Here is a 19,580-nt window from a genome sequence, read left to right on the forward strand (position 1 = left end):
TAAACCTTTTCACTTCAAGTGACATAGTTTCGTTTGTTTATAAGTTAAGGGAATAATCGTTAAGTATCCTCAAATTTTCGATGAACAACCAGCGCGAAAACTCCAACGTCTATTTTTTGAACTATCAATTCCGTAAAAAAAGTACTTTATAGATGCACAATTTTTAATTATTCCATCTCTAAATTTGGAATATACTATTTAATGCTATTTCAACAGCTCCTGTAACGTCCAATAGCTATTCCTTTCCGTGCTTTTGGCACGGATGTCCCTAACCTCATTTTCATGGACCATAGTCGTGTCGTTCATGGAACGAATGTAGGTGGCCACATGGCCTATCCAATCATCATCGTTACTTCCCATTGGCAACATTATGCCGTATTCCTTACCGTCTATAGGTCCGGTAAGTCCGTTTAAAAGAATTTTAACGAGTACTTCCTTATCGCCCATAACTCTTGGCGATCCAATTAAAGATGGTGCGATCAAGGAATTTTCGCCATTGGGAACCCCTTTTAAATCGGAACCATGGCAGGTAACACAGGTCTGTTTATAAATATCGTAGCCATCCAAAGCCCTCCATTTATGACCATTGCTTTTATTGGCCAGCCTATGCTTTAATTGTAGTAAATCTGAATCCTTTGCTTTTAAACCCAGATCAACAGAGGCAGCTACCAGCTCATTGTCTGCATATTCTTCTTGTACAGAACTTAAGATATTGGAGCTTTCTGCACTTTTGGAATATCTTAAACTCAATACTAATTGATTGACGACATTGATATCGCTGTCCTTTTGCAATTTGGCCAAGGCCTGCATTATTTCTTGATCTTCTTTCTTCAAAAATTCTTCACTCAGTCTTATCGCCGTAATACGAACCCTGGGATCAGCATCCTTAAGCTTTTCAAGTATCAACTCCTTGTCTACAACCCCAAGTCCTTCTAAGGTCCAAAGGGCATGGATCCTTTCAATGGGATAGTCCCTATCCCCAAAGTTGTCCGTCCAAAAAGACTCGTTGTCCCTTGCCAATTCCTTTAGCTTGGGTACAATACCCATATCCCCTTTTAAAATGATCAGCTTTTGGGCCGTATTCCTATACCAACCATTGGGGTGTCCCAAGTAATCGACCAGCTCCTCAGCGGACTTATCCAAAAGCTTGGGTTTTCCACTAGGTTCCATCTCTTCATGGACAATACGATATATCCTACCTCTTCCAATATTCTTATCCAAACCTTTACGCAGAATAACGGGTCGTAAATGACTGCCTTCCCTGGTCCAGTTGCCTTCTTGAATTATACCACGGTACATATCAACTATATAAAGGCTCCCATCTGGTCCTGTTTGCGCTTGGACCGGTCTAAAGTTCAAATCTGTAGACGCCAAAAACTCGGCTTGGTCGTAGGCATTGTACAACACTTTTTTACCGTTCTCATTTTTTATTTTTGCCCTACGGATCAATCTGCCCACCGGTTCCGGAATAAAGAGATCCCCATAAGTGGATGGAGGTAATTTATCGCCTCTAAATATTTCTTGGCCTGCCACACCGGTAAATTTATTTAAGGTACCATCTTCCTTCAATCTTAATTTGGCCCCACCCTGAACATCAGGCGTTCCAACAACTGGCCATGGCTCCATAAAGCCTTCTGAAATTTGCCCTTCCAAATTTACTTCACCGTAGATAGGAGGAACTTGAAAACCATAGGCGGCTGTTTCTCCACCCGCAGAAGAATAATACATATTTCCAAGATCGTCCTGGGTTAGACCCCATTGCCCACTGGAACCATCTACCAAGGAATCTACTTTTATCCCGTCCTTATTGAACCTGAACCGTAATGGGTTATAGGTGGTATATACCCAATTGTCCAAGTTCCAAACCAGACCACTCTGCTGGTGCTCCAGGTTTCCTCCCCTTCTTTTTGGATTTTCATAAACCCTAATCTTTTCGTCCGCCACTCCGTCGTTATTGGTATCCCTATAACTCCATAGATCATAGGAGTAGGTTTCATTTACGATAAGTCGGTCATCAAGTGGCAAAATCATTCTTGGCAAAAGAAGACTATCTATAAAAACGGTGCTCTTGTCCATTTTTCCATCCCCATCCAAATCTAACAAGAGTTTAATCTGACTAATGGGTTCATCTTCCCCAAGCGCGTCCACATTTTGCATATAGGTGTCCATTTGGGCTACATACATCTTGCCGTTCCCATCCCAGGCAATAGCTACAGGCTCATTTACCATAGGTTCGCTAGCTACCAACTCAATCTTATAGCCCTCGGGCAGGTAGAACTTTTCCATACTTTCCTCGGGAGAAAGAAAATCCGACGGGGCTTCCCTTACAATTTCGGGTTTTACATAAATTTTATCCTTGTATTCCTTTTTACCACAACCAACAATGCCCACAAGAAGTAGGAACGCACAAATTTTATTCATAACTAATCAACTTGTTATTCAAATATTTCTAGTTTGGCCAAATTTAACTTTAATATTTAGATCACTGGCCTTCTTTCGGAGGTCTCTTATGCCAATAGGAGGCTAAAATAGACCCGGTAATATTCATCAAGGGTCCAAATACGGCCGGTGCCAGACCCATAGTGGCTATCTTACCCAAGGAATTTGCGATGCCCGAAGCAAGGCCCCCGTTCTGCATGCCCACCTCCAAAGCAATGGTACGTGAATCCTGCTCATTCAAACGCAATAGTCGGGCATACCAATACCCTAGCGTGTAGCCAAATAAGTTATGTATGAGTACCAACAACATTAAGATTCCGCCTATATCCAACAGGCTATCCCTACCTGCAGCGGTTATTACAACGATTATAAGCCCAATGCCCAACATGGAAATTACCGGAAGTGCTTGGTCCAGCCATTTTCCCTTGTCCCCTCGCAATTGATTTAAGAGAATGCCTGCTCCCAGAGGTAAAATAATCATCTTTATTATACTCCACATCATATCCATCACATCTATCTCTATAAATTCCCCTGCCAATAACTTCATTAAAAGTGGGGTAACGAAAGGTGCAAGAAGTGTTGAGATAGAAGTAATGGTGATGGAAAGGGCCAGATTGGCCTTCGCCAAATAGGCCATTACGTTAGATGCCACCCCACTGGGGGAACACCCTATCAGCACGATTCCTGCGGCAATCTCGGGAGGGAAATTACTAAATTTTGCCAGCACAAAGCCCATTATCGGCATTATGCCCAACTGTGCAGTGACCCCGACCATAACGCCTTTAGGTGCCTTGACAACCTCGGCAAAATCACTAATCCTCATAGAGGTTCCCATACCGAACATAATAAGTTGGATCAAGGGTATGATCAGCCCAGTAAGCTTAAAATCGCCTATCTGAAGAAAATACTGTGGATAATAAAGAGCTAGGGCTACCCCGGCAAATATAGAGGCGGTAAAAACATAGCTGTTCAAAGATTTATACCCACTGAAGCCAAGGGCCAGCAGTGCAAAAAAGGCCATTATTAAAAGACCTGCCCTTTCTAAATTTTGTGAAAAGATCATGCCTAAAATTACTAGCAGCAATATAGCGGCCATACCAAGGCATATGGAATAAATAGTTGGTTTTTTCAAAATTGGTCAGTTTAGGTGGTTTAGTTTTAATTGGGCAACTTGTAAGCCTGTCTGGCCAAAAGTTTAAGTGCCCCATCGCGGGCTTTTTGGTAAACCTGTGTATTTCCTATACGGACATCTGCAGGTTCGCCGGCGTTGGTGCCCTTGGCCAAAAAAATATGGCGAACTATTGCCGTATTACCAGAAATAGTGATGGTCTGATCAGCAGCTTCCAAAGACAAAAAATCGAATGGCCCATTCACTATATCATCTATAAACGCTGCCTTGTTCTGGATCAGCCCACTGGAATGCCCATAGGTGAGCTCATCAGCGCATAAGCTGTCCATGAGTTCTGTGCTCGGATTTACCATGGCTTCATTAAAGGTGGACACGGTGCGCTGAACTTCGTCGATTGTAATCAAACCTTGTCCTTCCTCCATCATGTCTGCTGTTGATTGGGACTTGGGTGGATCAACATTTTGTTTGCACCCCATCAAAATTAACAAGGCAAAAATGGGTAATATCCAGCTGCTACTTACACGCTTTATCCATGTATTTCCTCCGATTACCATGTCCTTTTGCTTAATATCTTATTCAAAGTCTCCTTGGACATTTTTACCAATTCCGGATGTTTGTCCAACCAGGCAAAAAATTCCTTTTTTAGCTGTTCGTTCCAATCATTGTCTATCTCTCCAGTGGAATATTTCTTGGACTTCACCATTTCAAAACCAAACTGGTCCTTAAGGGCTACAAATTCTGCGGTGCCCACTACCTGTTCGGCCAAATGTGCGGGAATGAACAATACTCCCTCCCTTTTTGCCAGGACAAGATCTCCCGGCAAAACCATTACCTGCCCTATCCTTATGGGGGTGTTGAGTCCCATTAGCACTTCTTCCTCCAAAAAAGAGGGGTGAAAATCACGTACAAAGGCATTGAAGCCTTCGATTTTGCTTATACTCTCCAAATCCCTTGCACTACCATTAAAAACCACTCCGTTTCCGGACTTGCTATAAATAGAAGTTGCCAGGGTAGCCCCCATCAGTGTACCCGCATCGATCTTGCCAAAACTATCGGCCACATATACGTCACCTTTGGTGAGCACTTCAATGGGCCATGAATTGGTGTTGCCCTTTCTCCCTTGGGAATTTATACCCCTTTCCTTAATGCTTTTCTCCACATCGGGCCTACTGGGCATAAACAAGGCGGTAAGTGCCCTACCTACAACTGGAACCTCATCGTGTACCATTTTCCAATTGCCTTCGAACTGATTTTTATATCCTTCGTTTTCCAGGACGGTCCATGCATCATCGATCCCAATTTTTTTTGCCCGTTCCAAAAGATCGTCCGGAATTTTAGGGCGGCCGTCATCAAAGCGTTCCCCTTTCCATTCGGAGGTCAGGAAAATCAATTCCTCCTTGGGAATGGTCTGTCCAAAAACGACGGAATTCAACACAAAAAAACAAAGAATCTGTAAAATAATATTGAACCTCATAATTTTTAAATCTTTTAGTCCAGTGCAGCTATACAGTCCATTTCAACCAAAGAATTTCCAGGAACGCCCCCGTAGGTGGCCACTGTGGTCCTTACTGGAGGATTTGGTCCAAAACGGCCCCTGAACACTTCGTTCATTCCCTTATAATCCGCCAAATCGGCCAAATACACATTCACTTTCAAAACCTTTTCCATGGAAGAACCATGCTTTTTGAGCTCCTTTTCCAACTCCTGCAAAACAATCTCCGTATGTGCCTTTATCTCATAAGGTTCCACGTGTGCCCCTTTGCCAGCTATATAAAGGGTGTTTCCATGTTTTACCCCTCCTGAAAACAATGGTATATCCTGATCCATGACGATGTCTCCCACTACTTCCTTTTTTGGTTTTGAACCTCCGTCCATTGCCCTGGCCGCAGCACCTATTCCGAACATAGCTGCCAAACCCATTCCTAATTTTTTGAAAGATGCTCTTCTTGTTGTTTTGTTTTCCATGGTTTAAAAATTTATGATTTAATTGCTTATCGATTATTACTTATGTTTTCGTCTCCAATTTCTAAGTGGCCAAGGGAGGACCTCCCGGAACGCTAATTTTTTTATGTTCCACTTTATAATCCAGCTGTTTGGCAGTAAACTTGGCAGTAAGGTATTCGCCCAAAAAAACAGTCCCACTAAAGACTCCGTTGGATACTTTTCCCGAAAACCAATAATGGATGGAGTTTCCTGGAACGTTAAAATGACTCTTAAGTTTCACCTCTTCTCCCTCTATCATTCCGGCCATTTCCTGCATGCCATAATCACTGGTATGAGTTCCCTTGATCCAATTCCCTTCCTGTTCCAAGAAAAATTTATGGGTACTCTTGGAGGTAAAAAACTCCATCTCCACTTTCCAATGCCCTGTAATGTTAACACTTGCCTGGGCCATCTTGTCCGATCGAGGCTCACGCTCTGCCGATAATATATCATAAAGTCGGTTGGCCACCAACTTGGCATTTCCCGGTCTCATTTGACTTGGGGTAATGGATATGGTTGTTGTCGCGTCCTCTGAAGATCTGCCTCCAATGGCTATCCTTGGTCTGTTGCGTGCCACATCCTCGGCAATTTCTTCCCCGGTAATATGAAGCTTGTCCGGATCCCATTTCAGGATGAGTCTAGGGGCCCTATTATCCAAACTCGTCGGCAATTGTACTTCAGTGCTTATTCCCTCTATTTTGGTGAGTTTTGAAGAAATTTCCTCCAACCAGGACATCCAAGTGTCCCACTCCTTATCATGGTCCCTGGTGGTCCAGGCCTCTACGGCCGCCAACATTCCCAGCATTTCCTCCTTCCCTACCTTATTGTCCCTTCCCGGGCCATGGTGTGGGGAACTGGCCTGCCAGGCTGCCATCAATATATCCTTATCCCCCAATAAAAGGCCGGCACATTGTGGTCCGCATATTGCTTTGCCGCCGCTATAGGCCACTACGGTAGCGCCCCTTTCCAGATGCACACAGGGAATACTCAAATTCTCCGCAGCCGCATCGGCCAAAATAGGGATGTTCTTTGATTTGGCAATCCCACTGATCACTTCTAGGGAAAGCGGCCTTCCCGTTTCATTATCTCTTCCGGTCATTATATAGATCATTGCCGTTCTGGAATTAATGGCCCGCTCCAATTCCTCGGGAGTTTCCACCATAATTACCTTGACCCCTATATTGCGAATGGCCTGGTCATAAACATTTCTGGAGCTACGCGGAATAATGACCTCATTTTTCTCAAAACCCTCCAAGTTGGGAATCCTGATCAACTTTTCCGGATTGCCCCCTGTTACACAGGCCGCGGTTACGTGTTTCATACCTGCGGCACATCCCGATGAGACCATTCCCCATGGCGCCTTGGTGAGTTCCGCCAAGCGGCGTCCTATGCCGAAGGCCAATTCATCGTACTGCACAAAATAGCCTGTAGCTGCCTCCATGGCCTTCAATACTTCAGGACGTTCCGTTGAACCTCCCAAAATGGTAAAGGTACCGCGACAGTTGATGATGGTATCCACACCAATAGATTCAAAAATACTTTGCCCAGCGGAGTATGGTCCTCGCGCCAAAGGCCCCGTTGTGCCAAAGGTACTCCCGAACATGGTTTCACTGGCCATTAAACTCCCTGCAATGGGAACAACACCCAGCTGTTTAATTATTTCCCTACGATTCATACTTGTTTTTTTTGTTCCGTTTCAATTATAATTCTATCTCCCAAACCAGTACATTGTCCAATACTATATTACTTTAAGAGTGCCATTGGCCCACGGTTTTTGAATATAAGAAAATTTCTCCATCCCTAACACGGCCATTCCTTTAATTGTTGTTACTGTACTGTAAATTTTAGAACTAACTTGGTCCATACGGGAAAAGATCACAATAATCCTACCCCCCTAACCAAAATTCAAACAGTTTATTAGTCCTTCCAATTTTTACCTGAAAGTCCGTTTAGATCGTAAACAACTTCCCCATCCTTGATAGTAAGTTCGCATTCCAATTTTTGGTTGCCCATGATCTTTACCCCCTTGGTATCCATAAAACCAAACTGGCCCTGTCTAATACTTAAAACGGCCACATCGGCAATGGCGCCTACCTCCAAATGTCCAAGTTCCGGCCTATGTATATACTGTGCAGGATTCCAGGTAACACTTGCAATAACCTCGGGCAATGCCATATTCATATTTAAAAATTTGGACATGATATTTAGTATGTCCTTCATCCCTCCGTTCATACTCCCTATGTGCAAGTCCGTACTTATGGAATTTGGTTTAAAACCCTGATTCATTGCCGGCATGGCCTGTTCAAATGCAAAACTCCCTCCGCCGTGTCCCACATCGAAGATAATTCCCTTTTTCTGGGCCTCAAAAACAAAGGGCTCTACATTACCATTGTTATCTACCACTTTTCCCCTACTATTTAAAGAAGCATAAGCATGGGTAAAAATATCGCCTGGCCTTAATTTTTCCAGGAAAAGGGTTTTCAACGATAGGGCTGGTTTACTGCCTCCAAAATCCACCATTACCGGTACATTGGCAATAACGCCTGCTTCTACAGCTCTTTCCAAAGGATCCCATTCATAGCCTTCGTAATGTGCCAATTTAACCCCCACTAATTCTGGATTGCTTTTTACCGTTTTTGCCGTCAATTTGGGATCCATATCGTTAACATCCTGTTCCACGACACCTCCTTTCATTCCGGAACCAACAATATTCAAAAAGGCCAAAACCCTTGTTTTTGAATTGTTAATAGTCTGTTTTTTGAAAATATGAAAATTTCTCCATCCCGAACTTCCGGCGTCCACTATAGTGGTAACCCCGGTACGGAAGGTGAAATTATCCGGGGCTACACTGCTCATACCACCGCTGTACATACCATTTTCGTCCGTACCATAAAAGACATGGCCATGTATATCCAAAAGACCAGGGGTTACCAACATATTAATGGCGTCTATAACCGTTTTCGCCTTTTTTTCTGAAATGCTTCTGGCAATTTCAACTATTTTGCCATTCAAAATAGCGACGTCCATTTTTTTGTTGATTTCACTTTTGGTATCTATCAGTGTCCCATTCTTAATCAACAAATCATATTCTTGTCCAAGAACCGATTTTGAAAGGAATAGTATTGCTATAGATACAATATAGATTTTCAGATTGCTTTTCACACGTTTAAATTTTTTAATGTTGGTTTTATAGTAATTGTTATTATTATGGGATTTATAAAATCATTTGCTCTTGTCCATCATAATAAATTCCCTCCCCGGATGTTCCGTTTCAAAGGCTTCAAAATTGCCGTTGTCCTGAAGGGTTACAAAGGCCATAGTGCCGTCCTTTCCTCCAAAGGCAATATTGGAAGGGGTTTTACCCTTTAACTGGACTTCCTGTAGAATTTTGCCTTCGGGAGATACCTTCACCACAGTTCCTTTGCCATGCCGAGTGATGTACAGATTGCCCTTCACATCAGTGCGCATGCCATCCATTCCGAAATCTTCAAATTTGATAAGAAGACGTTTATTGCTTATATACCCAGTAGGAGAAAGGTCGTATGCCCAAACATTGCGCTGTACCGATTCGTTTACATATAGAGTCCTATTATCCGGACTAACCTCAATTCCGTTGGTGGTACCCATATCCCCTTCCAATAGGGTTATTTTTCCCTCGGTATCGATTCTCCAGATCTGCCCTTTGGAATTCTTCCAGTCAGGATCACTGGCAAAAAGAATATCGTTGTCCATTATTGCAATATCATTGGGCTGGTTCATATCCCCGTTATGGGCAAAAACGCTGATCTCTTTGGTGTCCATATCCACTTTTAAAATGTTATGCTTTGTATAATCTGCTATGAACATTTCACCTTTGCTGTTAAAACGGATCCCATTGCCTATGCTGCCTTCTGGCAAATTCACAAATAAGGAGGCCATTCCTTGAGGAACTACCTGTCCTATGGTTCCTGGTATTTCAAAATTAACGGCGTATAAAATTCCATTGGCGTCTACCGCAGGACCTTCGATACCCGATGGGAAACCGGAAGGTTTGGTAAATTGGGAACTATGGTACAAGGACGAATTTGCCTCTTGGACAATTTCACCAGGTATCATTGGCGTATCCTTTGGCTGTTTGTCCTTACATCCGGTGACCATTAGCAGTAGACATATCACGGATAGATTGAATTTTATAAATGGACTTAGTTGGTATTTCATGCGGTTTTTGTTTAAAATCTCTTCTAATATCTAAAATACGGTTTATTCATTTTGACCGCATATAGAAGTTGGTATTTCTTTTATGGTGTCTCAAGAGCCATTGGGAACGGTCTCTCTAACATTCGCAACTTCCTCGGGTTCAATAGGTGAGGCATTGTTGCCAAAATTCTGTCTTATAAAAGTCAAAATCGCAGAAATTTCTTCGTCCTTCAACATATGCAATTTGGGCATGGCATTGTTATAGGACTTCCCTTTCACCATTATCTCTCCCCTAAGCCCTTGAAGGATAACATTGATCAATTTCGTTTTATCCCCTAGGACCCATTCCGAATTGTCCAAAGGTGGAAAACGCTCATTGCCCTTCCCGTCCCTTTGGTGGCAGACCGAACAAAAAATATTGTACAGTTGGCCGCCTTTGGACAATTTATCCTCCTCTACTTCCCCAAAATATCCATCGGGAACGAGTATATCCTCTTTTTCATCAGGTGTCTTTATATTAGTAGCGGTCCTTTTTCTTTTATCCATGGCAGCAAGCTGGGAACTCCCAAAATCCGCTTTGTTCCCCTTGTACATAATTCTCCATATTTTTCCCATTTTGGAATCGGAAACATACAATGATCCGTCTGGCCCAACGGCCAATCCCATAGGCCTATATTTGGCTTCACTAGTGTTCGCCACGGTATCCCTGCCCGCAAAACCGTCAGCAAATACCTCCCATGGCCCCGTAGGAATACCATTTTGCATGGGTACAAAGCCTACAAAATAACCGGATTGTGGATAAGGGGAACTACTGGTAGACCCATGAAAGGCTATAAATGCCCCGTTCCTGTATCGATCCGGAAATTGGTCGCCTTCATAAAACAGGAGGTCATTGGGGGCAAAATGACCCGGAAAACCCACTACAGGCTCTGTAAGTTTACTTATGTCGCCCTGCTTTTCCCCATCGCCCCCATACTCTGGATTAAGATAATAGCCTTTCTTGATCTGATCATAATAATGGTAGGGCCAACCGGCATCGTCCCCTTCCCTAAGTCTTAGGAAGACCTCTGAGGGCAAGACCGCACCTTCCCAGGCAGTAAATTCCCTTGGCCAGGTATTGTGGAGGTAATCGCGACCATGAACCACGGCATACAGGTTGTTATCCTGCTTGTTCCAACTTAATCCTACCACACTTCTAAGTCCGGTGGCAAATTTTGTTCCGTCCTGTTGGAACTGCCCCTTTTTGTTGGCATCAAATTTCCATATGCCCGCCCTGTGTTCCAATAACGGACATGGAAAAATACCAGGGGACATAGGCGACCTATCATCCACCTGGCAAGCATCCGAAGGCGCACCAAAAACAGTGTACATATTTCCCTGATTATCAAAGGCCAAAGGCTTGGTAGCATGTTGTCCGGGACGTTCAGTTTCGGACAATATCAACTCCAACTCCGTATCCGGCACCAAATCTTTGGTAAGTTTTTGACGAAAAATACGCGTAACCGAACTAAAATATAGATATCCATTGTGAATTTTCATTTCAGTTCCATAACTGCTCCTGTCCAGATAATCATCGAAAGTTTTGACAATATCCGCTTTCCCATCATTGTCGGTATCCCTAAGCGCAGCATTGCCCCCAAGGGAATCCGGAAACCTCAGCTTCACATAGATATCTCCATTGGTGTTTACCGTTAGGTGCCTTGCCCTTCCCTTTAGACTGTCTATCACCACTACCGCCTCAAAATCTCCGGGCAAATAAAGTCCGCCATTGTCCTTATCCGCTGCAGGAAGGTCATTATTGAACTTACATTTTACATTAAGTAACATACCGATTACTATGATTGATAGGAAGAAAATTAACTTCTTAAAAAATGTTCCTCTCATGATCATCCGTATTTTAAAGTTTTAGTTTAATTCCTTTTTTTACCAACCATCCGGTAAGTAAAACCACTATATAGGCAAAAACCAGGGAGCCCAAAAGCCCCATAACTCCCGTATTAAAGAAATGTGGCAATCTGAACGTACTTAGATTTCTTATAGGGTAGATAAAGTATGGCAACATATAACAGGTTAATGTTGCCGTTCCCGCCGGGGCTATGAATTTTGCCCAGTGGATAATCCCCTTTTGATCCGCGAGGTAATGGAAAATTACAAAAACCAGAAAGCCCAGTCCGGAACAGATGGCCAACCATGATGGAGTAGCTCCCAATTTGGAGATGCCCCATAAAGGACGGGTAACTATGGCAAATGCCAGGCTTGTTATCCCCAAAAGACCCAATATAACATACCCTTTTTTTAAACTTGCCCCGGACCATTTAATAAGCACCAAGGAGGCGATCATTCCGGAGGCGGTAAATGCAGGAATCGTTCCCTGCACGATAGTTGAAAAATATCTGAATATCCCTTGCAGTTCAAAGGCGGCATCGGTTTGGTTCCAAACGGACAGCACATAAAATAACAGCCAAAAGGACACTATCACGGTCCCATTGCCCCGTGAAAGGAGAAAGATAAACGCATTTACCAGATAGGCCCACCCAATAAGCCCTAGTATGCCCCACCACTGGGGTCGCATCCAGTACTCCCCTGAGCCACCCCCTTCATAAATCATCGCGAGAAAAAGTAAAACAAGAAAACCCAAAATCTGCAAAGGAAATTGCCATTTTCTGGAGACAGGACTCTTTTTCCAATCGGTCCAGATAAGAAATATAGCAAGGGCCATTAAGATGCCCCAAAAATATTTTCCAATTGGAATCCCCAAATTGTAGGCAGTATCGTAATTGACCATAAATAGACCGATCAATAAGAGCGAAAAAGACCGTATTATGATATGCTTACCAATTTCCACGAAGCTATGGCCCTTGTCAAATCGACTTTTTATGGCAAAAGGAATACTTAAGCCTACGATGAACAGGAATAAGGGAAATATGATATCCGAAAAGCCTAAATAATCTTCATTGACCTTGGCATGCAGCAACCATTTGGGAACGTTGTTCAATGTCCAAAAATCATTGACCCAAATCATGAAAAACATGGTCAGTGCCCTTAAAATATCAATGGAATACAATCTCATGTTTCGTATTAATTTTATGGCTTATAGGTATTCCTTCTCCAATTATAAGATTGGATATTGCTGGCAAATACCCATACGTCCCCGATTTTAACCTACTATCCTCTCCCAATAATCTTATATTATATAAATATTTGTTATTCAGACAGATAAATCTAATAGATTATAGGTTATCCGAAGTTATTATTTTTATTAATGCGCATTCCGCTTTTTATCCCAACAGCGTCCTTTTCATAATCAACTACCTACTGCAATGGATATTAGTATTTATTACATTGAAAATTAGGTAATTGATCATAGAAACTGTTTAAATTTTGTTTTTGGAATATTTTGCTGGAACTACATATATCCCTATTTTACAATCTAATTTCAGGGAATCCAATGCAAATTAAAAAGCTGCTCCAAGAAAAGGGGGAACATGCCAGGCCTACAATACCTAGAAGGTACCATATTATTTTTTGGATAATATATTTTACCTTCAACTCCATTCGCTGGGGAAGCTATTTTGGTGATTATTGGCATTCTTTCAAATCCAATCTGGTAGAGTTTCCGCTACATATTGCTATCGTCTATTTTAATATCTATTATTTGGTTCCCAAATTCATCATAGGCAAGAGGTATAAAACCTACCTAGCCCTTTTTTCCGTTGTACTTGGGCTACATTATTTTGTTCGAATAGGCCTTTTTCATTGGCTCGTTCCCAGTAACACCGCTACAGATGTGCAGGCTGCCCACGGCTTGTTCAGTTTTAACCATATCGTTACGGTTACCCTGGGCGAGATCTATGTAATCGGGCTGGTCTCCGCCATTAAATTCACTATAGATTATGTTATTGAACTGAACAAGAACAACCTTCTTTTGGAGCTACAGTCCGAAACCGAAATGAAATATCTCAAAGCCCAGATCCAACCCCATTTCTTCTTCAATACATTGAACAATCTATATGCCCTTACCCTTAAGAGATCAAAAAAAGCGGCCGAGGTGGTTTTAAAATTGTCCGAAATCATGGAATACATGATATATGATCTGAACAAAAAAAAAATATCCCTTCGCAAAGAAATCAACTATGTAGAAAATTATATTGAATTGGAAAGGATAAGAAAAAAAGATCTGGTAGCCTCCAATATTGAAATTATAGGACAGGTAGATGATATAATGCTTCCGCCATTTCTTTTTCTTCCCTTTGTTGAAAATTGCTTCAAACACGGACAATTGGGCAATGGAAAGCTATTTATGGAAATGAAATTTATACGAAATGAGCGGCATTTGGAATTTCACCTTAAAAATGATTTTGAAAAAAACAATAATACGCGCGACAATTCCGGAATTGGACTTATAAACATAAAAAGGAGATTGGAATTAATATATGGAAACCAGTTTGAACTGGAGAACTATTCTTCAGGTTGTCATTATATAGTGGTCCTAAAAATCCCAATAAAATGAAACAGACATATTTAAAATAATCTTAAAACGCACAGAGGAATGATTATTTTTAAACATCAAACCTGTCCATACCGGCACAGGCGTAGGTTACACCCGCCAGAATGACTTTGTCGGGCTGGTATGACATTTGAAAAACCTGTCTGCCGAACAGGCAGGCAATAAACATAAACACATGAAAATTAATTGTCTAATAATTGATGATGAGCCCCTTGCCATAAGTATTTTGGAATCGTATATCAAAACCCTTGACTATATGACTATTGTAAATTCATATACCAATGCGGTAGATGCACTTTCCGATATTAAAGAGGGGAGCATAGACGTTATATATTTGGACATCAATATGTCTCGAATAAACGGACTGGAATTTCTCCGTACCCTCAAAAATCATCCCTTAATAATAATAACAACGGCGTATAGGGAACATGCCTTGGAGAGTTACGAGTTTGATGTGCTGGATTATTTGGTAAAACCTATCCCTTTTAACAGGTTTGTGAAATCGGCCAATAGGCTTGTAGATCGCCTTAAGGCCAAAAATGAAAACAATGGACGGCCCATGTTGGACAACCATGTATTTGTAAAAGTGGATAAGAAAATGGTAAGAGTAGTTTTGAATGAAATCCTATTTATTGAAAGTCTAAAAGATTATATTAAAATTCATACTACAACAGGTTCCCTTGTTGCTTATAAGTCATTATCGAGTATTGTTGAAGAGTTGCCTTCCGTAAATTTTATCCGGGTACACAAATCATACGCCATAGCAATTGACAAAGTTAAGACTGTAGATGGAAACAGTATCGAAATAGATAACAGATCCATCCCAATTGGTAGAATCTATTTAAGAAAAGCGAAGAAATTCATTCTTTCCGATAATGCCATATCTCCCAAGAACTTTACCTTCCCCAAAAAAGATAGCTTATAATATCCATTCTTTGATGCAAATCCTAACAATGACAAGTTTGTTTGGATATTAAAATAGAAAATCATGTAATTTAAGTAGGCTCCTGTAAATTGGTGCTTAAGACCTTCAAACGGTATCTTCATAATTCATCGAACCTCAATTCAATTGGCGAAAGTTCGGTCTGGACAGGGGTAAAAGACGATAAAAATAGGCTTTGGTTTGAACTTAAGACGGTAAACAACCATATGACCATTGGTAACTTTCAGGATATGGATTAAAGGTTGCGGAATGAACAGTTCCCTTAACCTCCATTCAAATAGAAATAAAAATCCCTATCCCCTGGAGCGTATTTCCCGCTTCATAAAGATTATATAAGAAAGCAGAAAACACAGCAACGTAAGCGACAATAAACCCGTAAACTGTGGCCATACCAACATAATACTCTGTCCCAATGGCAGGGAACTGGGAATGGCCCCTTGCAGCTGCTCTATGCTAAGTGGCCCCAAACTACGAACCGAAGGCACTAAAATTGCGGAGGTAATCCCATCAAACAGCTCATTGGGCATGATCTGTAGCAAATAAAACTTCAATTTTTCATAGAAATAAATGGCCCTCGAGGAGGCGAATTTAGATGGTTCATAGGCCTTTATGAAGATATTGGCGATCAAAGGATAAAAAATGGTGAAAAATAACCATACCGCTATACCCAACAGGGCGGAAGTGGCAGATTGCTTAAAACGGACCGAAAACAAAATAGCAAGGTTCAGCCAAAAGGATACATAGACAATACTAAGTACCGTATATACCATGATACGCATAAATTCCTCTGCGGTGGGCGGTATTCCTAAAGCTATCAATCCCGAGCCTAAGACCAAGAAGCTCAATGTAAAGAACATGACACCGATCACGATAATACCTGCCAAGAATTTAGCGTTAAGGATACTATCTCTGGGAACAGGTTGCGCCATAACCCTGCTCAAGGTTCCCCTTTGTTGTTCCGAACTAATGGCATCGAACCCCAAGCTTATACCAAACAAGGGGCCAAGGAATCCCACAAACCCAAAAAACGGCGGCAGGGTACCGTCGGATTTGGTAAATAAATTCAAGAAAAAAAAGTTGTTCTCCGCACTGTCGGCAACAAGGACCTTCATGCCATTGGCCATAGTGGCAAATAATGTTCCCATACAGGCCAGGGAAATAATAACAAATAGAATTATAAAACGCCAGTTCCTAATATGGTCTGAAATCTCCTTTTGTACAATAGCCTTGAACGGACCCCATGGAAAATTTCTTTTACTGGTTACTGCATTGTCATCCCTGAACACCAAGGAGTGCAGCTGGGTAATCCTATCGCGAAATTTTAATTCGTTTAATTTTGATATACTTAATCTTAAGACTTTATTTTTCATGTGCTTTACCTTCTTGAAAATATTGATAATAAATATCGTCCAGTCCATATTCCTTTTTGCTAAGGAAATTTAGACCGTATCCCGACTGTACTACTAGTCTTGACAATTCAGCAGAGACATCCTTATTGGATTCTACTACAAATCGGTTTTCCCCAAATTCCACATGTGCAACCTCGGGAATCGCATTCATTTTGTGGACCAATTCCTTAATTGACAAGGAAGGTTTAACATATTGCTCCACAGAAGAAATACCCCCTTCCAAGGTAAAGGAGTTTTTGGAAAACAACTGTTGGGCCAAGGAGCTAATTTTGCCCTCTGCCAGCATTTTACCTTTCACAAAGATCCCCACCCTGTCACATACCTGTTGAATCTGGTGCAAATGATGGGAGGAGAACAATACGGTGATGCCCTTTTTTCTACTAAGCCGCACAATGAGCTGTAGAAACTTTTTTACCCCCTCTGGATCTAGTCCTAGGGTAGGTTCGTCCAATATTATGACCTCCGGGTTTTTTATAAGCACATCTGCCAGACCAAGACGTTGCCGCATTCCTCGGGAATAGCTGGCCACCTTACTATCCTTGACATCTTCCAAACCCACCTCTTGCAATATCTCCAAGGCCGCCCTCTTGGCCTCTTCCTCCCGGATGTCGTTTAAACGGGCTATATACATCAGATTCTGCAATCCGGAATAATCGTTGTAAAAACCAACATCTTCCGGTAGATATCCTACTTTTCTTTTCACTTCCAGCGGATTCCTGCTACTGTCTATACCACATACCTTTACACTCCCCGAATCCACTTCGGTAAGCCCCAATAGCATAAGGATGGTGGTAGATTTACCCGCGCCGTTGGGTCCCAATAGACCAAAAATCTCACCCTTTTCTATGGACAGGTTTAAATTGTTTACCGCAATGTGATCACCGTACTTTTTGGTGAGCCCCTTTATATCTATACTCTTTTCCGCCATTACCTTCTACCGTATTTTCTAAACAGGTAATAAATTCCACCCAATGTGCCTAAGATGATAAAAATCCCGAGCCAACCCCATAGTAAAGGAGTCTTAACCAAGACCCTAATGGCAGCAGTTGACGAGACCTCAGGAGTCTTGGCCGTAATCTTGGGAAGGTAATCGCCCGGAATGGTCTTATCGGCCGACTTAATAATAGCCTGGACCTTTGTACTGCCACCGGCCTGAACCACTGCAATGGTGTCCGGCTCAATGGAAATTTCCCAATCCTTGGGTTTTGAAGTGCTAAAACTAACATTCCTCAGTTCGCTAGATCCGGTATTTCTCAACAGCAGTTCCAGTTTCTTTTCCCTTCCCGAAGTAATACTGGAACTCAACAATCCAGTTGGGGTGGTAAGCTCCATATCATAGGATCCCTTTATGACCACCTCCAGTTCCAATTCGGCCGTGCTGTACTTGTTGGTAGCCTTTACCGGTATTTTATAGGATCCGGATGTTACTTGGGAGGAAGGCTGTACCTCCACCGTAATATTGGTGGTTTTACCCGCTTCGATCTCTACTGCCGTGGCCTGTCTGCCATTGGGCTTAAAGGCCAGGTTCCAACCCCGTGGCGGTGCTGCCATTAAGGAATACAGCTGCTTTTCGCCGGTATGGTTTTTTAATTTGGTAGAAAAATTGAAATTGGATTTGGAATGCCCCTCCATATTTATTTGGTCCGAGCTAAACTCGGACTTGAAAGTTCCCTCCTCCGATACGTTCACCACTATAGGGAGCACATCGTAATTTTTGGCAATGAGCCTGAGGTTGTATTTGCCCTTATCTACCTTTAAGGGTACATTTAAGGTTAGGGATACGGTTTTTTTCTCGCCCGGCAATACCGCTATCCGCTTAATGGAATAACCCCCTGCCTTTAGGGTAGAATTCCAATCTTCAGGTAGCCCGGAAAAGTCAATTTCCACATCCTTTACCTGGCTGCCATAATTTTTAACCTCAACGGTATAGTCGATTGATTCTCCAGGGGGTACCGTAATATAGGTATAAGGGGTATATAGTATAATACCATTCCCCGCCTTGGCGCCCTGACTATAAAAGAATAATAAGGCAATTAAAAAGAGTACACTTCTTAAATTAGGTTTATTCGATTTCATAAAAATTGGTTTATAATTCATAAAAATTTAAAAGTTTGGGCCGAGTTAACGGCTGGTCTATTACAGTATTCATTATTATCAATGTGCCAATATTCCCTGCATACTAGTATTGGCTTAAAATCACTATAGGAATCCATTGCACCAATACCGCTGACTCTGGACCACAGGTTTCAGTCAGTTTTTCAATTTGTTCATCCATATGCAATACATCATTATTTATTACGGTAAAACAATTATTTAGCGTCCCGTAAGGACGTGGATATCCCTACAAGGGTAAGGCCAAATCATTTGCCGTTAATACGGTACTGATGAGTTAATGAAATTGGAAATCTTAGATGGTTCCGCGTACTTTATGGCAGCTCTCCCACGGTACCCATCTACAAGATGAATCTGCAGGCTACCGTTTTGAAAGCGAACGGAATTTATATGCCAGTACTTTTTTTGGGGCAAACACATTTTAAAATCCATATCCTTGTCATGGACCCCTTGTGAAATGGTATTATTGGCATACCCGAACAGATCTGTGGATCGTTTGATCTTTAAGTGTAGCATCCCATTTTGTACCCTTACGGAATGATTACCCTTTTTAAGAAAATTGGCCGAAATCAGGATATGGACTCCAGTTTTATCCATGTTCATTTGGAATTTCCTGAATTTCAGCGTAGGAAGGGAATTTAGTCTTTGGTGATAGTTTTTTTTCTTATTTGTCTTTATTGCTTCCATAACTATTTATTTAAATTATACTTCACTGTTAGCAAGTAATCGTCTAAAGAAACAGAACGAAATAATGATTGATTTTTGCGCTAAAAAGAATTCCCACCACGGCCTTTATTGGCCAAAGGGTTTGCGGAGCCGTCACTCACATAAGCTTGGGCCGTTATGCCCTCATCTATAAAACTTGAATTCAAAGAGTTCATT

At 41.9% G+C, this 19,580-nt stretch carries 16 protein-coding genes; 2 read left to right on the forward strand and 14 right to left on the reverse strand.

Translation table 11 applies throughout. The features are described from left to right. Positions 1 to 204: 204 nt before the first annotated feature. The 10 genes from U735_RS0122675 to U735_RS0122725 all read right to left on the reverse strand — a co-directional run bounded on the left by U735_RS0122675 (position 205) and on the right by U735_RS0122725 (position 12,797). Positions 205 to 2,421 carry a DUF7133 domain-containing protein gene (locus U735_RS0122675; protein WP_051892303.1) on the reverse strand — a complete coding sequence of 739 codons (2,217 nt, stop codon included), beginning with the start codon at positions 2,419 to 2,421 and terminating at the stop codon, positions 205 to 207. A gap of 61 nt (positions 2,422 to 2,482) precedes the next feature. Next, entirely contained in the window at positions 2,483 to 3,571 is a 1,089-nt protein-coding gene (locus U735_RS0122680) for a bile acid:sodium symporter family protein (protein ID WP_227021008.1), read from the reverse strand. A gap of 26 nt (positions 3,572 to 3,597) precedes the next feature. Next, entirely contained in the window at positions 3,598 to 4,122 is a 525-nt protein-coding gene (locus U735_RS25120) for a nuclear transport factor 2 family protein (protein ID WP_051892304.1), read from the reverse strand. Then, entirely contained in the window at positions 4,116 to 5,042 is a 927-nt protein-coding gene (locus U735_RS0122690) for an RraA family protein (protein WP_031446014.1), read from the reverse strand. The genes U735_RS25120 and U735_RS0122690 overlap by 7 nt, the downstream gene beginning before the upstream one ends. A 14-nt stretch (positions 5,043 to 5,056) precedes the next feature. Beyond that, the gene (locus U735_RS0122695) at positions 5,057 to 5,533 is read right to left on the reverse strand and encodes a RidA family protein (protein ID WP_031446015.1); all 477 of its coding nucleotides are present in this window, start codon (positions 5,531 to 5,533) and stop codon (positions 5,057 to 5,059) included. Between the two features lie 61 nt (positions 5,534 to 5,594). Continuing rightward, positions 5,595 to 7,226: an aminotransferase class V-fold PLP-dependent enzyme gene (locus U735_RS0122700; protein ID WP_031446016.1), complete on the reverse strand. Its 1,632-nt coding sequence runs from the start codon at positions 7,224 to 7,226 to the stop codon at positions 5,595 to 5,597. 242 nt (positions 7,227 to 7,468) lie between these two features. Beyond that, on the reverse strand, positions 7,469 to 8,713 hold the full coding sequence (locus U735_RS0122710; RefSeq protein ID WP_232233318.1) for an amidohydrolase/deacetylase family metallohydrolase: 1,245 nt from the start codon (positions 8,711 to 8,713) through the stop codon (positions 7,469 to 7,471). 60 nt (positions 8,714 to 8,773) lie between these two features. After that, a complete protein-coding gene (locus tag U735_RS0122715; RefSeq protein ID WP_198036673.1) occupies positions 8,774 to 9,748 on the reverse strand; it encodes an SMP-30/gluconolactonase/LRE family protein in 975 nt (324 codons plus the stop codon). A 90-nt stretch (positions 9,749 to 9,838) separates the two neighbouring features. Continuing rightward, positions 9,839 to 11,611, reverse strand: a complete 1,773-nt coding sequence (locus tag U735_RS0122720) for a c-type cytochrome (protein WP_031446019.1) — start codon at positions 11,609 to 11,611, stop codon at positions 9,839 to 9,841. A gap of 13 nt (positions 11,612 to 11,624) precedes the next feature. After that, positions 11,625 to 12,797, reverse strand: coding sequence for a DUF5009 domain-containing protein (locus tag U735_RS0122725; protein WP_031446020.1), 1,173 nt, complete (start codon positions 12,795 to 12,797; stop codon positions 11,625 to 11,627). A 378-nt stretch (positions 12,798 to 13,175) separates the two neighbouring features. Between U735_RS0122725 and U735_RS0122730 the strand changes: the two genes are divergently transcribed. Together U735_RS0122730 and U735_RS0122735 are read left to right on the forward strand one after the other, a co-directional pair. Next, positions 13,176 to 14,237 (forward strand): sensor histidine kinase, encoded by a 1,062-nt coding sequence (locus tag U735_RS0122730; protein ID WP_051892305.1) that lies wholly within the window; start codon positions 13,176 to 13,178, stop codon positions 14,235 to 14,237. 172 nt (positions 14,238 to 14,409) lie between these two features. Next, entirely contained in the window at positions 14,410 to 15,159 is a 750-nt protein-coding gene (locus tag U735_RS0122735) for a LytR/AlgR family response regulator transcription factor (RefSeq protein ID WP_051892360.1), read from the forward strand. Between the two features lie 311 nt (positions 15,160 to 15,470). Here the strand turns inward: U735_RS0122735 and U735_RS0122740 are convergent, their stop codons facing one another. From U735_RS0122740 to U735_RS0122755, 4 genes are all read right to left on the reverse strand, one after another. Continuing rightward, the gene (locus tag U735_RS0122740) at positions 15,471 to 16,547 is read right to left on the reverse strand and encodes an ABC transporter permease (protein WP_083260588.1); all 1,077 of its coding nucleotides are present in this window, start codon (positions 16,545 to 16,547) and stop codon (positions 15,471 to 15,473) included. Continuing rightward, positions 16,537 to 17,514, reverse strand: coding sequence for an ABC transporter ATP-binding protein (locus U735_RS0122745; RefSeq protein WP_031446024.1), 978 nt, complete (start codon positions 17,512 to 17,514; stop codon positions 16,537 to 16,539). Before U735_RS0122745 ends, U735_RS0122740 begins: the two co-directional genes overlap by 11 nt. Next, positions 17,514 to 18,662, reverse strand: a complete 1,149-nt coding sequence (locus tag U735_RS0122750; RefSeq protein WP_031446025.1) for a COG1470 family protein — start codon at positions 18,660 to 18,662, stop codon at positions 17,514 to 17,516. Before U735_RS0122750 ends, U735_RS0122745 begins: the two co-directional genes overlap by 1 nt. Before the next feature lie 294 nt (positions 18,663 to 18,956). Beyond that, complete coding sequence (locus U735_RS0122755) at positions 18,957 to 19,385, reverse strand: hypothetical protein (RefSeq protein WP_031446026.1); 429 nt, start codon at positions 19,383 to 19,385, stop codon at positions 18,957 to 18,959. Positions 19,386 to 19,580 lie beyond the last annotated feature (195 nt).

It is taken from the genome of Arenibacter algicola (genome assembly GCF_000733925.1).
GTDB lineage: Bacteria > Bacteroidota > Bacteroidia > Flavobacteriales > Flavobacteriaceae > Arenibacter > Arenibacter algicola.

Bases quoted from the DNA above. Each gene is read 5' to 3' on its own strand.
- U735_RS0122675 (WP_051892303.1), bottom strand. From the start codon at position 2,421: ATGAATAAAATTTGTGCGTTCCTACTTCTTGTGGGCATTGTTGGTTGT.
- U735_RS25120 (WP_051892304.1), bottom strand. From the start codon at position 4,122: ATGGTAATCGGAGGAAATACATGGATAAAGCGTGTAAGTAGCAGCTGG.
- U735_RS0122690 (WP_031446014.1), bottom strand. From the start codon at position 5,042: ATGAGGTTCAATATTATTTTACAGATTCTTTGTTTTTTTGTGTTGAAT.
- U735_RS0122695 (WP_031446015.1), bottom strand. From the start codon at position 5,533: ATGGAAAACAAAACAACAAGAAGAGCATCTTTCAAAAAATTAGGAATG.
- U735_RS0122700 (WP_031446016.1), bottom strand. From the start codon at position 7,226: ATGAATCGTAGGGAAATAATTAAACAGCTGGGTGTTGTTCCCATTGCA.
- U735_RS0122715 (WP_198036673.1), bottom strand. From the start codon at position 9,748: ATGAAATACCAACTAAGTCCATTTATAAAATTCAATCTATCCGTGATA.
- U735_RS0122720 (WP_031446019.1), bottom strand. From the start codon at position 11,611: ATGAGAGGAACATTTTTTAAGAAGTTAATTTTCTTCCTATCAATCATA.
- U735_RS0122725 (WP_031446020.1), bottom strand. From the start codon at position 12,797: ATGAGATTGTATTCCATTGATATTTTAAGGGCACTGACCATGTTTTTC.
- U735_RS0122730 (WP_051892305.1), top strand. From the start codon at position 13,176: ATGCAAATTAAAAAGCTGCTCCAAGAAAAGGGGGAACATGCCAGGCCT.
- U735_RS0122735 (WP_051892360.1), top strand. From the start codon at position 14,410: ATGAAAATTAATTGTCTAATAATTGATGATGAGCCCCTTGCCATAAGT.
- U735_RS0122740 (WP_083260588.1), bottom strand. From the start codon at position 16,547: ATGAAAAATAAAGTCTTAAGATTAAGTATATCAAAATTAAACGAATTA.
- U735_RS0122745 (WP_031446024.1), bottom strand. From the start codon at position 17,514: ATGGCGGAAAAGAGTATAGATATAAAGGGGCTCACCAAAAAGTACGGT.
- U735_RS0122750 (WP_031446025.1), bottom strand. From the start codon at position 18,662: ATGAAATCGAATAAACCTAATTTAAGAAGTGTACTCTTTTTAATTGCC.
- U735_RS0122755 (WP_031446026.1), bottom strand. From the start codon at position 19,385: ATGGAAGCAATAAAGACAAATAAGAAAAAAAACTATCACCAAAGACTA.